Origin of the sequence: Marinospirillum sp. (genome assembly GCF_035271045.1) — a bacterium.
Lineage (GTDB): Bacteria > Pseudomonadota > Gammaproteobacteria > Pseudomonadales > Halomonadaceae > Marinospirillum.
Genome location: NZ_DATESC010000023.1, coordinates 15570 through 30566, shown reverse-complemented (window position 1 = coordinate 30566; position 14997 = coordinate 15570). Strand labels below are relative to the sequence as shown.

General features: G+C 42.0%; 16 protein-coding genes. 9 read left to right on the top strand and 7 right to left on the bottom strand.

What is annotated here, in order from left to right; all coding sequences use genetic code 11:
• Positions 1–11: 11 nt before the first annotated feature.
• Positions 12–461: a 50S ribosomal protein L9 gene (gene rplI / locus VJY63_RS09160; RefSeq protein ID WP_324050158.1), complete on the top strand. Its 450-nt coding sequence runs from the start codon at positions 12–14 to the stop codon at positions 459–461.
• 157 nt (positions 462–618) lie between these two features.
• Positions 619–2028 (top strand): replicative DNA helicase, encoded by a 1410-nt coding sequence (gene dnaB / locus VJY63_RS09155; protein ID WP_324050157.1) that lies wholly within the window; start codon positions 619–621, stop codon positions 2026–2028.
• Positions 2029–2054: 26 nt separating this feature from the next.
• Here dnaB and VJY63_RS09150 read toward each other — a convergent pair whose 3' ends face one another.
• Positions 2055–2528, bottom strand: coding sequence for a hypothetical protein (locus VJY63_RS09150; RefSeq protein WP_324050155.1), 474 nt, complete (start codon positions 2526–2528; stop codon positions 2055–2057).
• Positions 2529–2727: 199 nt separating this feature from the next.
• On the opposite strand from VJY63_RS09150, the gene trpB reads away from it, so the two are divergent.
• The 3 genes from trpB to VJY63_RS09135 all read left to right on the top strand — a co-directional run bounded on the left by trpB (position 2728) and on the right by VJY63_RS09135 (position 6611).
• A complete protein-coding gene (trpB, locus tag VJY63_RS09145; protein WP_324050153.1) occupies positions 2728–3954 on the top strand; it encodes a tryptophan synthase subunit beta in 1227 nt (408 codons plus the stop codon).
• Positions 3955–4118: 164 nt separating this feature from the next.
• Positions 4119–5744 (top strand): methyl-accepting chemotaxis protein, encoded by a 1626-nt coding sequence (locus VJY63_RS09140; RefSeq protein WP_324050151.1) that lies wholly within the window; start codon positions 4119–4121, stop codon positions 5742–5744.
• A gap of 96 nt (positions 5745–5840) precedes the next feature.
• On the top strand, positions 5841–6611 hold the full coding sequence (locus tag VJY63_RS09135) for a response regulator (protein WP_324050149.1): 771 nt from the start codon (positions 5841–5843) through the stop codon (positions 6609–6611).
• A 16-nt stretch (positions 6612–6627) separates the two neighbouring features.
• On the opposite strand, the gene VJY63_RS09130 is transcribed toward VJY63_RS09135, so the two are convergent.
• The 6 genes from VJY63_RS09130 to VJY63_RS09105 all read right to left on the bottom strand — a co-directional run bounded on the left by VJY63_RS09130 (position 6628) and on the right by VJY63_RS09105 (position 12420).
• Entirely contained in the window at positions 6628–7401 is a 774-nt protein-coding gene (locus VJY63_RS09130) for a ferredoxin--NADP reductase (RefSeq protein ID WP_324050147.1), read from the bottom strand.
• Positions 7402–7553: 152 nt separating this feature from the next.
• Positions 7554–8573, bottom strand: coding sequence for a tRNA 5-methoxyuridine(34)/uridine 5-oxyacetic acid(34) synthase CmoB (gene cmoB / locus VJY63_RS09125; protein ID WP_324050145.1), 1020 nt, complete (start codon positions 8571–8573; stop codon positions 7554–7556).
• The gene (cmoA, locus tag VJY63_RS09120; RefSeq protein WP_324050143.1) at positions 8573–9343 is read right to left on the bottom strand and encodes a carboxy-S-adenosyl-L-methionine synthase CmoA; all 771 of its coding nucleotides are present in this window, start codon (positions 9341–9343) and stop codon (positions 8573–8575) included. Before cmoA ends, cmoB begins: the two co-directional genes overlap by 1 nt.
• A gap of 2 nt (positions 9344–9345) precedes the next feature.
• The gene (locus VJY63_RS09115) at positions 9346–10473 is read right to left on the bottom strand and encodes a class I SAM-dependent methyltransferase (protein ID WP_324050142.1); all 1128 of its coding nucleotides are present in this window, start codon (positions 10471–10473) and stop codon (positions 9346–9348) included.
• A gap of 87 nt (positions 10474–10560) precedes the next feature.
• The gene (locus VJY63_RS09110; protein WP_324050140.1) at positions 10561–11400 is read right to left on the bottom strand and encodes a protein-glutamate O-methyltransferase CheR; all 840 of its coding nucleotides are present in this window, start codon (positions 11398–11400) and stop codon (positions 10561–10563) included.
• 81 nt (positions 11401–11481) lie between these two features.
• Complete coding sequence (locus VJY63_RS09105; RefSeq protein WP_324050138.1) at positions 11482–12420, bottom strand: chemotaxis protein CheV; 939 nt, start codon at positions 12418–12420, stop codon at positions 11482–11484.
• A gap of 101 nt (positions 12421–12521) precedes the next feature.
• On the opposite strand from VJY63_RS09105, the gene flgA reads away from it, so the two are divergent.
• The 4 genes from flgA to VJY63_RS09085 all read left to right on the top strand — a co-directional run bounded on the left by flgA (position 12522) and on the right by VJY63_RS09085 (position 14956).
• On the top strand, positions 12522–13226 hold the full coding sequence (flgA, locus tag VJY63_RS09100; protein ID WP_324050136.1) for a flagellar basal body P-ring formation chaperone FlgA: 705 nt from the start codon (positions 12522–12524) through the stop codon (positions 13224–13226).
• 106 nt (positions 13227–13332) lie between these two features.
• Positions 13333–13626 (top strand): flagellar biosynthesis anti-sigma factor FlgM, encoded by a 294-nt coding sequence (gene flgM, locus VJY63_RS09095; protein WP_324050134.1) that lies wholly within the window; start codon positions 13333–13335, stop codon positions 13624–13626.
• A 94-nt stretch (positions 13627–13720) separates the two neighbouring features.
• Entirely contained in the window at positions 13721–14218 is a 498-nt protein-coding gene (locus VJY63_RS09090) for a flagellar protein FlgN (RefSeq protein ID WP_324050132.1), read from the top strand.
• A gap of 3 nt (positions 14219–14221) precedes the next feature.
• Positions 14222–14956 carry a flagellar brake protein gene (locus VJY63_RS09085; RefSeq protein ID WP_324050130.1) on the top strand — a complete coding sequence of 245 codons (735 nt, stop codon included), beginning with the start codon at positions 14222–14224 and terminating at the stop codon, positions 14954–14956.
• The last annotated feature ends 41 nt before the right edge of the window (positions 14957–14997 follow it).

Here is a 14997-nt window from a genome sequence, read left to right as displayed (position 1 = left end):
AGGATATTGAAATGCAAGTTATTTTATTAGAAAAAATTAACAAACTAGGTGCACTAGGCGAAGAAGTAACGGTTAAAAGTGGTTATGGTCGTAACTTTTTAATTCCACAAGGCAAAGCAGTTCCTGCAACGGTTGCTAACCGTGAAGTTTTTCAAGAGCGCCTAGCTGAATTAGAAGCTGCTGCTGCCGAGCGTCTAGCTACTGCACAAGCTGTTGCTGCTAAGCTTGAAGGTTTAGAGCGTGTAGTTATCGCTTCTAAAGCGGGCGATGAAGGTAAGTTATTTGGTTCTATCGGTGGTCGTGATCTTGCTGAAGCAGCAACGGCTGCTGGTGTTGAGTTAAGCAAGAGCCAAGTGCGTTTACCCGAAGGTCCACTACGCAACGTGGGCGAATTTGACATTGTTGTTCACCTGCACGCTGAAGTTGAAAGCTTGTTACGTGTGACTATCGTTGCTGAATAAGCCGTGATTGCAGAATAAAAGATTCTGAGTACACTAACCGATCCAGTTAATTGGCTGATTCGGGTTTAAGAAAAAGGCATTGGGCCATAAACCCTGTGCCTTTTTTTATTTAGAACTTTCTCATTTAAGGCTTTTTTTATTTAAGGTGAGTTGAACAATGGACAATGCACGTTATAACGATGATAAAGAAGCCGCAGAGATCAAGCTGCCACCTTATTCGATAGAAGCTGAGCAATCAGTGCTAGGTGGTTTAATGATTGATAATGCTGCGATGGATGCTGTGACAGAGCAGTTGGCGGATATTGATTTTTATCGTGGTGAGCATCGGCATATTTTTATTGTGATGCAAGATTTAACGCGGCGTAACTCACCTTTTGACCCGCTTATTTTGTCGGCTGAATTAAAAACGCGTAACCAGCTTGAAGCCGCCGGGGGCGATACTTATTTAATTGAGTTAGCACGTAATACGCCATCAACCAGCAATATTTTAGCCTATGCCCAAATTGTGCGTGAACGCTCGGTGCGCCGTAAATTAATTCAAGCAGCTAGACGCATTGCAGATTCGGCTTATAACCCTGAAGGACGTACTTCTGACGAGCTGCTGAACGAGGCCGAACGGGAAGTGTTTACCATTGCTGAAGAGCGCCCTAAATTTGGTGGTCCAAGGTTGATTACTGACGTGGCTGGTGCGCTGTTAGAAAAACTGGAATCCTTGGATTTAAGTCAAAATGGAATTACTGGTTTAACGACAGGCTTTAAAGACCTTGATAAAATGACTCAAGGTTTACAACCTTCTGACTTGGTAATTATTGCGGGCCGTCCTTCGATGGGTAAAACGACTTTTGCGATGAATTTGGTTGAAAATGCCATTTTGCATTCCGATAAAGCAGCCGTCGTTTTTTCAATGGAAATGCCTGCTGAGCAGTTATTAATGCGAGTATTTTCTTCGTTGGGTCGTATTGATCAAACCAAAGTGCGTACAGGGCAATTACTCGATCAAGATTGGGACAGAATCAGTTCAACGTTGGCTATTCTAAAAGAAAAAAAACTGTACATTGATGATACACCAGGTCTTTCACCCAATGATTTACGTACTCGAACGCGCCGTATTGCACGTGATGAAGGTGGGATTTCAGTGATTATGGTCGACTATTTACAGCTAATGCGTGTAGCAGGTAACAGTGAAAACCGTACGGCTGAAATTTCTGAAATTTCGCGTTCGTTAAAAGCGTTGGCAAAAGAATTTAATTGCCCAGTTGTTGCGCTTTCTCAGCTTAACCGTGGTTTGGAGCAACGTACTAATAAACGCCCGATCATGTCAGATTTACGTGAATCGGGCGCGATTGAGCAGGATGCTGACTTAATCGCTTTTGTTTACCGTGATGAAGTATATAACCCCGATAAAGAAGGCAATAAAGGGTTAGCAGAAATTATTATCGGTAAGCAACGTAATGGCCCAATTGGTAGTATTCACCTCTTGTTTACTGGTCGTTATACGCGCTTTGATGACCTTGCCCCAGAAAGCTTGGCGCAGTACCGAAGTGCTGGACTTATTTATGAAGAATAGTGCTTAGCACTAAAAGCTAATGTTGTTTAGCAAATTAAGCAGCGGTTACGGCGACGGTCGTAATGCTGCTCGATAATAGCAAATGCCTCATGTTCACTGAATACCCCCATCCATTCGTGGCGTAAATCAGCAGCATAAATGACCTCAACTTGGTTGTTGTTTTCTTCTAAAGGTTTTACACCATAACCACTCCAATGACTGCCTAGCTGACCAATAAAACGTGGCGCTGGGTGTTGGGTGGGTGCTGCTAGCCAAGCATGAAAAACTGCTGTGCTAAGTGGCATCATCACAGTAATTTTTCTGTCTTCTAAAAAGCGCACCTGTTGCACTGCTAAATGACCAAGGTTATTAAACGCGCCTAGATGAAGCACTTCATCACCTTGTTCTGCGTATAAATACCAACCATCTGCTGTGGCTACTTTCCAAAAAGCCCAAAGTGTTTCGACTTTACTGGCAAGTAATTCAGGTAAGTTAGTTGTGGTTTGTTGTAAGTCAGTCATTGAGTACCTCTTTTTATTCTTTTCTAGGCTGTTAGCAATATAAGTTTATGCTTATATTGTACATTAGATACTTTTTTTCTGCTATCCAGCCCATTGATAAGAAAGCTGCTGCTAATGGTGTTTTGCGGCGTGACATCTATGAGTTAGAGTAGTAGTGTTATTTTCTTTAATTTTAATCAAGATCAAGGCGTTAGCAAAGATGACACCAACCAATGAAAACTCAAAAAAACTCCCCAGTGCTCATATGCTTCCCAATGCTGAAGGTTATTTTGGCCCTTATGGCGGTCAATTAGTGCCACCTCACCTTAAAGTAGTTATGGATGAAATAGCCGCTGCTTACTTACAAATTCGTGAAACAGTTGATTATCAAAATGAATTAAAAGACCTTTATCAGCATTATGTGGGTCGCCCAAGCCCCATTTATTTCGCTAAGCGCTTAACCGCTGCTTGCGGTGGTGCCAATATTTATTTTAAACGTGAAGACCTTAATCATACTGGTGCTCATAAAATTAACCATGCGTTGGGTGAAGCTTTATTGGCTAAACACATGGGTAAAACTAAAATTATTGCTGAAACGGGTGCTGGTCAGCATGGTGTTGCTATGGCGACTGCTTGTGCTCTAATCGGTTTGCCTTGTGAGATTCATATGGGTGCTGTTGATATTGTTAAAGAGCACCCTAATGTCACCAAAATGAAAATTTTAGGTGCTAAACTGGTTGCGGTTCAGTCTGGCACTAAAACGTTAAAAGATGCTGTAGACAGTGCTTTTGACGAATACCTTAAAGACCCTGATAATTTCTTTTATGCCATAGGTTCAGTCGTTGGCCCACATCCTTTTCCTATGATGGTGCGTGATTTTCAATCCATTGTCGGAAAAGAAGCACGGGAGCAGTTCCCAGCAATGACCGGCAAACTACCCGATTACGTAGTGGCTTGTGTCGGGGGTGGTTCTAATGCGATGGGAATTTTTTCTGGGTTTATGGATGACACGACCGTTAAGTTAGTTGGCATTGAGCCTTGTGGTCGGGGTTTGGGTAAAGGTGAACACGCTGCAACCTTAACTTATGGCACACCGGGTACGATGCATGGCTTTCATTCATATATGCTACAAGATGCTGAGGGGCAGCCTGATCCGGTTTACTCAATTGCTTCTGGTTTAGATTATCCAGCGGTTGGTCCACACCATAGCTATTTAAAAGACTTAGGTCGTGCGGAGTATTATGCGATTGATGATACGGCTTGCTTAGATGCTTTTATGCAGCTATCACGTTTAGAAGGCATTATTCCTGCGTTAGAGTCTGCACACGCCATTGCTTGGGTGATGCGTGAAGCTAAAAACTTAGGCACCGGCACTAACGTACTCATTAATCTTTCTGGGCGTGGCGATAAAGACGCTGATTTTGTAGCGAATCAATTAAATTTATAATTAAGTCAATTTTTAAAGCATTATACTAAGCCAAGGTTAGCTGTTTAAAATTTGGGTATTTAAATAGCTAACCTTAGTTTTATACAAGGATTCTCAATTTGCCATAAGGGATTATGCAGCCTTTATGTTGCGTCTGGTGTAAGCCAAGATTGCTGGAGAACCAAATGAATAAATGGTTTGCTAATACATCCATTCAAACCAAGGTCAATACCGTATTGTTGGCGGTATTATTGGTGATTATGGTGGCTTCTATGTTGTTCACTATTCGCAGCGAACGCGCCATGGTGGAGGAAGCCATGCTGCAAAATATTAAAGATGCAACGGATAGTTACCTAGATACTTTAAACATTATGATGCTAACGGGTACTTTAGCGCAGTTTCGTGAAGTTCATCGTGAAAAGGTATTAAGTCAGCGTGGTATTACCGAAGCCAAGGTGTTGCGTGCTCAGCCAGTATTAGATTTATTTGGTCCTGGTGCTGATGTAGACCAACCCACTGATGCGCTCGATCAGCGTGCTTTGCAGGGCGAAGCGATTAATATTATTCGTAATACAGCTAATGGACGTGTGTTAACTGTTTTACGTCCTGTTATGAGTGAAACCAACTATCGTGGTACTGACTGTACTAGCTGCCATGTTGGTTCAGAAGGTCAGCAACTGGGGGCAATTCGCCTTAGTTATTCATTGGATGAATTAGATCAGCAAATCAATATGAATTTGCTAAAGCTGGGTGGTGTGCAAGCGCTGCTATTTGTGGGTGGTTTATTGTTAATTTCTTTTGTGTTGTATCGTATTATTCTGCGTCCATTACGCTACTTGCGTAGTGCAATACAAAAAGCCGAAAATGAATCTGACTTAACCATTCGTGTACACACCGTGCGTTCCTCTGATGAAATTGGTGAATTATCTAAAGCATTTAATAAAATGTTGGCACGCTTTGCTGACAGTCTTGGTCAAGTGGCTAGCACCACACGTACTTTGAAATTGTCAGCACACACCATAGCTACAGTGGCTGATGAAACGGTACACGCGGTTAATTTACAGCACGCAGAAGTCGAGCAAATGGCCAGTTCTATGGAACAAATGCAAGCCAGTGCCCATGTTTCTCGTGAACACGCCCAGCGTACCGCACAGGCTTCAATGAATGCGGATCGTGAAGCCGTTTCTAGCCATGAGTTAACCTCCGAAAGCATCCGCAGTATTCATCAATTAACTCAGCATTTAAAAGAAGCATCCAAAGTCATTCAAGCTTTAGATGAATACAGTGATGATGTGGAGCAGGTATTAGAAATTATTACTGCCATCGCTGAACAAACCAACTTGCTAGCATTGAATGCAGCCATTGAAGCGGCTAGAGCAGGTGAACGTGGTCGAGGTTTTGCTGTTGTCGCCGATGAAGTGCGCTCTTTAGCTAATCGTACCCATGATGCGACTCAAGAAGTGCGCCGTACCATTGATCGTTTGCAAGAAGAAGCCAAAGGCGCTGTTACCATGATGGAGACCGCTAGATTAGGTTCGCAAAAAAGCGTTGCCGATGTTGAGTTGGTGGGTGAATCGTTAAGCCATATTGCCGATTCAATAACGCATATCAATCAATTAAACTATGAAATGGCTAATGCTTCAGAAGAGCAGCAAGTGGTTGCTGCCAGAGTTAATGCACAGGTGACTCACGTTGGTAACATTGCGCAGCAAACGTCTTCCAACGCAGTTAGATCTTCAGAAGTCAGTGTTGATTTAGTTAAACTAGCAAACCACCTAGAAGCCTTGGTAAGCGGCTTTAAATTGGGTTAAGTACAGGCTCTTTTTAGCGTAATTTGATGTTATCATACGCCTTAACTCTATTTAATAGTCAATCTGATATTGTGCTCTTCAACTTGGAAAAAGGAAATGCTAGAAAAAGATGTAGTTCTAGTGGTTGACGATTCATCAACGGCTCGGTCGGCAATCATTAATGTACTGCGCGACCACCTTTATTGTAAAGACATTGTTGAGGCATCTGATGGGCAGGATGCTTTACGTAAATTAAGGCAGCGTCCTGATGTTGATTGGATTTTCTGTGATTGGGAAATGCCCAATATGGCTGGTGATGAGCTGCTTGTAGAAATAAGAAATAATCCTGATACAGCGCATTTACCTTTTATTATGATTACCTCCAAAGGCGATCGTGATTCTTTGGTAACGGCGGTGCAGCTGGGGGTTACTTCCTTTATTGTTAAACCTTTTACGGCTAAAAAGTTGGTCGAGAAAGTTTTTCTAGCACAAGGTCGTATGGAGCGCCGTAATGCCGAACGTACTCGGGCCGCGACAGAACAAAAAACTTGGCTTACTATTGGTTCTTTACAGGAAGTTGAAGCTGATTTAGTTGATATTTCTTTATCGGGGTTACTTATGCTAGTGCAGCATGAGTTGATTAGAACTACGACAGTTTTTGATGCTTTCCAAGCAAAAATTGACTTACCAAGTAGTAATGAGTCCTTTGTACTGCCTTGCCAAATTATTCGTTTAGAAGCTGACCCTTTGCACCCATCAAGAACTGATATAGTGCGTTTAGCGGCTAGGTTTCAGCCAATGAATGAGCAAGCCCGCAAAAGTCTTGTAAACTACATTGAAGCTGCTGCACGTCAAGCTAGAGCAGCAGCACAGAAACTTCAAGGATAGTTTTTTTTATTTCTAATCAGCTCACAAAAGCCCGCTCAATCACATAATCTGCGGGTTCGCCTACTTTTGGAGACACATTAAAACCTAGCTCATCCAGCATTTTGCTAACATCTTTTAGCATTTCTTGGCTGCCACAAATCATAGCGCGGTCAGTGGCTGGGTTAAGTGGTGGCAAGCCAATAGTTTTAGACATTTCGCCATTAACAGCTAAGTCAGTGATACGCCCTTTATTGATAAAATCATCACGAGAAACCGCAGGGTAGTAAATTAATTGCTGCTTAATCTGCTCACCAAGGTATTCATGTGTTAATAAATCCTGAGTAATAAACTCACGATAAGCTAAGTCTTTTTCCCAGCGCACACCGTGCAGCAGAATCACCTTTTCAAAACGCTCATAAGTTTCTGGATCTTGAATAACACTAATAAAAGGTGCTAAACCTGTGCCAGTGCTGAATAAGTATAAGTTTTTACCCGGCAATAAATCATCTAACACCAGCGTACCTGTTGGCTTTTTACTAATCATTAGTTTATCGCCTACTTTTAAATGCTGGAGGCGTGAAGTTAATGGGCCATCTTGTACTTTAATGCTAAAAAACCCTAACTCTTCATCGTGATTAGGGCTAGCAATGCTGTAGGCACGCATTAATGGGCGACCATCCACTTCTAAACCAATCATCACAAATTGCCCATTTTTAAAGCGCAAACCATCGTTTCTAGTCGTTGTAAAACTGAATAAATGATCTGTCCAGTGGTGAACCGTAGTTACATCTTCAAGGTAGAATTTGCTCATTATAATGTCCTTAATACCCGTTTATTACCCAGTAAAATTATCAGTTATTTTAACGATAAAAAGTATCTACTGATAAATAGTTTATATCTATAACCTTAGAGCTATTTTAGGTCGTTAGGTTATTTCTTTTAGTTCTAAGTAGTTTTTTAAACTTAAACTTTCTCAGCTATTAAAATAGCTCGCAGCGGTGCAGGATAGCCTTCGCGGGTTAGGTTGCTGTCATTGGGGTCTAAAAAGTCACTTAACGACATAAAGGTCATCCAGTTGGTTGCCCGTTGTTCTTTTACGCTGGTTTGGTTTAAGTCTACGCAGCGAATATTAGTAAAGCCACAACGCTTTAACCATAGCTCTAGCTGTGTTACCGAGGGCAAAAACCATACGTTACTCATGGCGGCATAGCGGTCTTCAGGTATTAAGCAGGCTGTTGCATCGCCTTCTATGACCAGCGTTTCTAATACCAGTTCACCGCCTGAACGCAGGCAATCTTTTAATTCGTATAAATGGTCAATCGGTGAACGGCGATGGTACAAAACTCCCATCGACAGCACTGTATCAAACGCTTCTATGCCTACAGGTACAGCTTCAATACCTAGCGGTAGGTGATACACTGTTGCCCGGTTTTTAGGCCCCATTAGTTTACGCACCGCTTCAAACTGGGCAAAATAACGTGGCGAAGGGTCGATACAGAGTGTGAATTCTGCGCCTGCACCAGCAATGCGCCAAGCGTGATAACCTGAACCGCCGCCGACATCTAGCACTTTGCGCCCGCGTAAATTACTTAAATGTGGCGCTAACCTGTCCCATTTAAAGTCGGAACGCCATTCGGTATCTATGTAAGTACCTTGTAACTGATATGGCCCTTTACGCCAAGGTTTTAAGTCTTGCAGCAGACCAGCAATCATCCGTTTTTGGCTGTCGCTTAAAGGTTGATTATCTGCCAAGTATGCATTTTCAGCAGTCACTGCTGAGGCATTAATATCAAGGTCTGCGCTGACCACTTCTGGTAGCTTTTCAATGCGCTTCCACCAGCCTACAAATTCGGGAAAGCGTTTCGCATCTAACCCTTCAGCCAGTTGTTCGGGTAATTTTGCCAGCCAAGTGTGTAAGCCAGCGCGTTCACGACCATGCAGTGCTAGTTGTTGAAAAACATCAGAAAAATCAGGTTCACGCATTAAGAATCACCTTTAATGGCTAGAAAAGAGGCAAAGTTAAGGTACTGAAACCATTGGCTAGTGAAGCTAAAGCCTGTATCTAATAGCCGCTGTTGATGTGTTTCAGGTGTATCGGTCAGCATCACGTCTTCTAAAGCGGTGCGCTTTTGACTAATTTCTATATCGGAATAACCATTGGCGCGTTTAAAGTCGTGGTGCAGTTCATACAGTAGCTGGGCTTGGCGTGGATCTTGAAAGTGAACTTTTTCACTCATCACTAAAGCACCACCGGCTCGCAAAGCTTGAAAGAGTTTATCTAGCAAGGGCTGGCGGTCTTGGGGCGGTAAAAATTGTAAAGTAAAGTTTAGTAAAATCAAATCACACGGCTGATATTCAAGGCTACGAATATCACCGCACAAGTTAGTAATCGACCGCTGCGGTAAGTTCTCTGCCAAAATAGCGGCACAGCGTTCCGTCATTGCTGCTGAAGTATCAACGGTAATAAACGCTACATCATTTAAGTGCTTTAGCTGCTGCGCTACACTGAGTGTGGTTGCTCCTAACGAAGCACCCAAATCATAAATGCGCCCACCTTCAGGCACATAACGTTTTGCCATAACGCCAGTCATGCCAAGAATGTGTGAATAACCTGGAATCGAGCGTTTAATCATATCGGGGAAAACACTGGCAACCTGTTCGTCAAACGAAAAACTTGCCAGTTTATCTAAAGGCGTTGCAAAAATCGCATCACGGGAAATTGCGCTCTGGTTAGACGCATTATGCTGGCTCATGGTTAACCTCTAATCGCCTTGTAAACACGGAATTTTCCGGTTTCTGCTACTAATGTAACGTTGTGAAATGCCTGTTGTAGGAAGTCTGCATAAGGTAAAAAGCGATTAGCAACAATCCAAATTTCGCCACCTTTACGTAAAAACTGAGGTGCTTGGCTAATTAAGCGGCTAGCAAGTTCGTAGTCAGTGGCTTTGCCGGTATGAAAAGGTGGATTACTGATAATTAAATCAAAACCTTGCGCTGGGGCGTGTTCTGCTAGCCCTGTAAAAATATCGGCTGCAACGGCTTTACCGTTTAGCTGGTTAATGCCTAGGGTGGCACGGGTGGCATTCAGTGCAAAACCGCTAACATCTGCTGCGGTTAATTGTAAACTGGGGTATTTTTTAATCAGCCAAGCACCTAATAAACCACAACCACACCCAATGTCTAATAGCTGCCCCGTTTTAATGTGCGGTTGTTGCGTTAAGGTTTTAATAAAAAATGCTGATCCTTCATCAACCCGACCATGACTAAACACCCCAGGCTGGCTAATTAAAGTTAAGTCTTCTGGGCCGCTCCACTGGGTTTGTACGCCCTGACCTGTTTGTGTTTGCTGAGGTACTTGTGTTTGCTGAGGCGCATTGTCAGTAATTAATTGGCTGGCGGGTGCTAATGAATCTAACGCATACAAGGCGCAGCGTCTTGCTGTGTCTAGCTTGCCGACAGCAACGCCTGTATTTTTTAGCTGTTTAGCTAGGGCATTAATGCCCCCGTTACTTTCGCCTGCTAATAATACGTCTTGATGCGGCAAAGTAGCCAACTGTTGCAACCACCAATAGCCCTCTTCTTTGGCTTTGGGCCAAAACATTAAGCTACGGCCAGCTAGGTTAGTCGGTGCTTGGCCGGCAGTAAAAAAGCTGCTGATACCAGCAGTTTGGGCGGCATTAAAACTACGCCAATCATTCGTCCAAACTTGTAAAGGTTGCTTGGCATTGGCAAAAGTAATGGCAAGTTCTTGCCAATTAAGGTCGGCGGGTGCAGCAATTAAGTTTAATGGTTGGTCTAGCCAGTTATTAAGCTGGCGGAATACAAATTGATTCAAAGGCGATGTTGCTGAAAGTGCAGAGGTGCTAGGTATGGTATTGGGCATAGTATTGAGTTTCTGTTCAATCAAAAATAGAAAAGGCGCTCTATTAAGAGCGCCTCGTAAAGTTGTTTAATGATGTTGACTTAACAACTACTTGGCTCGGTAAATTATACCGGGTCTACACTGCACCATTTCATATAATTCGGGCATATTAGACAAGGCTTCAGACGCGCCTAAGAACAAGTAACCGCCTGGTTTAAGGGTGGCATGAATGCGTCTTAGAATGTCTTTTTTTAAGTCAGCCGAGAAGTAAATCAGTACGTTACGGCAAAAGACAATATCAAACTTACCTAGCATGGTGTAGCTATGCAGTAGGTTAATCATTCTGAACTCAGCACGGCGTTGAATGTTAGGGTTCACCTTCCAGCGACCCTCACCTGTTTGGGTAAAGTGTTTGGTTAGACGGTCTTTTGATAAGCCACGCCCAATTGCCAGCATTTCGTAAGTACCTGACTTTGCTGTTGCTAAAGCGGAAGCAGAAATGTCGGTGCCAATAATTTTTTCGCCACCACGCAACAGCGAGGGATTCTTTCTACGAAATTCTTCAATTACCATAGAAATTGAGTAAGCTTCTTGCCCTGTAGAACTGGCAGATGACCAAATTTTTAATTGCTGTGCACCTAATTTAGGCGCTATTTCTGGCAACACTTTATTTTCTAGAATGTTAAATGGGTGTACATCACGAAACCATAACGTTTCGTTGGTTGTCATTGCATCAACAACAGCTTCTTTTAGGCCTGAGCGAGGGTTCCGCTGCATCTCTCGCATTAAGTCGGTAAGACTTTCCATTTTTTGTTGCGCTATTATTTTTCCCAAACGGCTAGTGACTAAGTATTGCTTGTTGTCACCTAACAGAATACCGCAAGCATCTTGTAAAAAGTTGCGGAACGCTTCAAACTCTTGGGGACCTAACGTCTTGCTGATTGACATTCATCACCACCATCTAGCAGGTAACATTACAAAGAATAAAATATAATAACGAGCTAACTTACACTAAAGGGGGTTGTTAAGTCACCCTTTAAGTCCTGCAGCCTTAGTTATTTCACCAATAACGACTCTAGCAAGTTCATCGGCATCATATTTTGCTAAAAAGAAGTTAGCCCCTACTTTTTTAACCATTGCTTCGTTAAAAATACCGCTTAAAGAAGAATGCAAAAGTACAGTTAAATTTGATAGGCGAGGATCTTGTTTGATTCGATTCGTTAGCGTATAGCCATCCATCTCCGGCATTTCGATGTCTGAAATAATCATTAAAAATTGATCGCAGATATTAATGCCTTCATCTGCCAAGTTATTTAGGTAATCTAACGCTTCTTTACCATTAGTTAGGCTAGTGAATTGTACGCCGGTCTCTGAAAGATTACGCTCTACTTGATTACGCGCTACACTAGAGTCATCGACTAATAAAATGTGGAATTTGCTGGCCGCCGCTTTAATTTCTTCGGTTAAAATACCGCTAGAAACACTGTGAGCAAAAGGGTCAACGCTGGCAATGATTTTTTCAACATCAATGATTTCTATCAGTTGATTATCCATTTGCGTAATGGCCGTTAAAAAACTATTTTTACCGCTACCTTTGGGCGGTGGATGTACTTCTTCCCAGTCAATATTGACAATCCGATCAACTTCACGCACTAAAAAACCTTGAGTGCGACGGTTATATTCAGTCACGATAACAAAGCTTTCACGTGGGTTTTGCATCGGTGGTTGACGAATTGCCATGCCTAAATCGACGATAGAAATGGTTCCTTCACGGACGTGCGCCACACCTCTAACTTCTGCTGTATGATGCGGCAAGCTAGTGAGTCGTGGGCAAGGAATTATTTCCTTAACTTTAAAAACATTAATACCGTAAAGCTGTCTGCCTTTTAATCGAAACAGCAAAAGCTCCATACGATTACCACCGGCAATTTTATTGCGTGCGGCTAACTTGCCTGCAGAATTTGTCATAAAATAATCTTCTAGTTCCACCAGTCGTGATATTTAACTAAAGGTTGAGTATAAACTGCTAAGCAAAAGATTTCTAAATTTCCTTGTTAGAGTTGTGAGTTATGTTGAGTAAATATAGGTTTAGGTTGATTTTAACTGCGCTAATGTTTGTTATTAGTCATTTAGTCTCAGCACAAGCATTGCAAGATATTAGTCAGTTAGAAGCAGAGGCATATCGCTGGGTAGATCAGCAACTGAGCCAACAACCAGGTCGCTATGAAGCCAAACTATCCAATTTGAATTCTCGTCTGCGTTTAGCTGCTTGTGCCAGCCCTTTGGTGGTTGAAGTGCAGGGTAATAATGCGTTGCGGGGGCGAGTTAACTTAAAAGTGAGCTGTTTAGATAAAGACTGGTTTATTTACCTGAGTGCAGACATCGCCCATTACTTAAAAGTAGTTGTAGCACGAACTGATTTACCACGCAAAGCTAACTTAACAGACTCGATGTTAAGCTTTGCTGAAGTTGATGTAGCGAACGTGCGAGGTGATTATTTTACTAACTTTACAAAATTGCAAGGTGTAATGCTACGTAGCCGTGTACGCGTTGGTGAGGTTATTACTAGTAATGATGTGTTAATAAAAGATGCGGTTAACCGTGGCGAACAAATTACTATTGTTTCAACTAATGGCACGTTAAGCGTGCGTATGAATGGTGAGGCTTTAGACAATGGCAAGGTTGGCGATCAAGTTAGGGTACGTAATTTACAGTCTAATCGGGTGATTCGTGCTTTAGTTGTTGCGCGTGGTCGCGTGGAAGTTCGCTACTAAATAGATGCGCCTTTTTTATAAAAAAACCTAAAGTTTTTGCTTGTTTGGTCGAAAACCTTATAAGAGCAGTAGGTTTAATTTGATTTAACAAAACGAGTATCCAGTCATGGCTATTGATTTTAACAGTGTTGGCAGCAGCCTTACCCCTAGGGTTAGGGGTTCTGACCAGTCTTCTCCAGCTAAAGGTGTTAGTGCAACAACCGAAGCTGCAGTGACTAGTTCTGTGGCTGATCGTGTTCAATTAAGTGCCCAAGCGCAAAGCTTATTTAAAAATGATGATCTAGGTTCTTTTGACTCAGAACGCGTTGATGCTTTAAAAAAGCAAATTGCCGATGGTAGTTATCAGATCGATTATAGTAAGCTTGCTGGCAAGCTTATGGGCCTTGAAGCTAAGGTTTAGATTATAAATAACTGAGCTAGAGTTAGTGCATAACCTATTAAAGCCTACCTTGATTTACCTAGGTGGGCTTTTTTTATTGTGGAGTTTGTTTTAAATGCCTGAACCTAAATTAAGTATGCAGACTTTCAAAAAATTACTTTTACAATCCATTAAGAATTTTCAGGTGCTTAGTAAGCTATTAGAAGAAGAAAAAGCACTGCTGCAGAAACCTAGTGCTACGCCCGATACTTTAGAAGTTTTAACTGAGCGTAAAAATGCACTGTTAAAGTTGATTCAGCAAGATATTGACCAACGTAAAGCATTTTTAGAAGCCGAAGGTTTTACTGCCGATATTGAAGGTGTCGAAGGTTTTTTAACCCATTTACCCCCAGATATGGAAAAATCGATGCGCCAAGGTTGGAAGCAGTTAGTTAATGAATTGGAACAGGTTCAAAAAGCTAATTCAGTGAATGGGCGTTTAATTAACCGCGCGACACAACACTTTGATTTATTGTTAAGCAGTTTTAAAACTAGTCAAAATAAAGTTAAAGTTTATAATCCAGCCGGTAGTTCAGGCAATCTTAATACGCTTGGAAGTTTAGGTAAGGCTTAATTTATGACTCATGATGCTGAGCACATTATTAATCGTCCTGCAGAAGTTGCCAGTGTGCTTAGTTCACTGCAACGGCAGCATTTGCCAGTAACGGTAAGTTTTAAGGGTGTTGAACAAAAGTATTTAAGTTTAGTGTTGGCCGTTGACCGTAAAGAACAGGTTTTTTATTTAGATGAACTTAATCAAACCAGTGGTCATAAGCGTATTTTAGCCAATGAAACGTTTTCAGTACGGGGTACTGACCAGGGCATTACGGTTTTTTTTACTAAATGCCAAGCTATAAAAATATTAGATGAGAATGATGGTGTAGTTTATCGTATTCCTTTTCCCCATGAGTTAATTCATAACCAAAAGCGTGATGCTTTTCGTGCAGCCGTTATGCTGGGTAATAATTTACCCGTTACTTTGTTGTCTTTTACTCGTAAAGAACCACTACAGCCTTTAGTTGCTAGACTGATGGATATGTCAAGCACCGGCTGTAAATTAGAGTTTGACAGCTTAATTGAACCACATTTCAAAGATTTAGAACTGTTTGAGCAAATGACGATTAATTTAAAAGCATTTGAGAAAAAGCTCATTGTTCAGGTTGAAGCGCGTCATGTGGTTTATGATGAAAAAAATAATCGCACCACTTGCGGGTTTCGTTTTGTGGATACTGAACCCAGTATGCAGGCAGAAATAGACCGCTTTGTGATTTTTCTACAGCGCGAAGCTAGGCGTGTAGACGTACCTAAATAGCCTGCGTATAATTTGCGCCTGCATTTAACTTAGAAAATAGT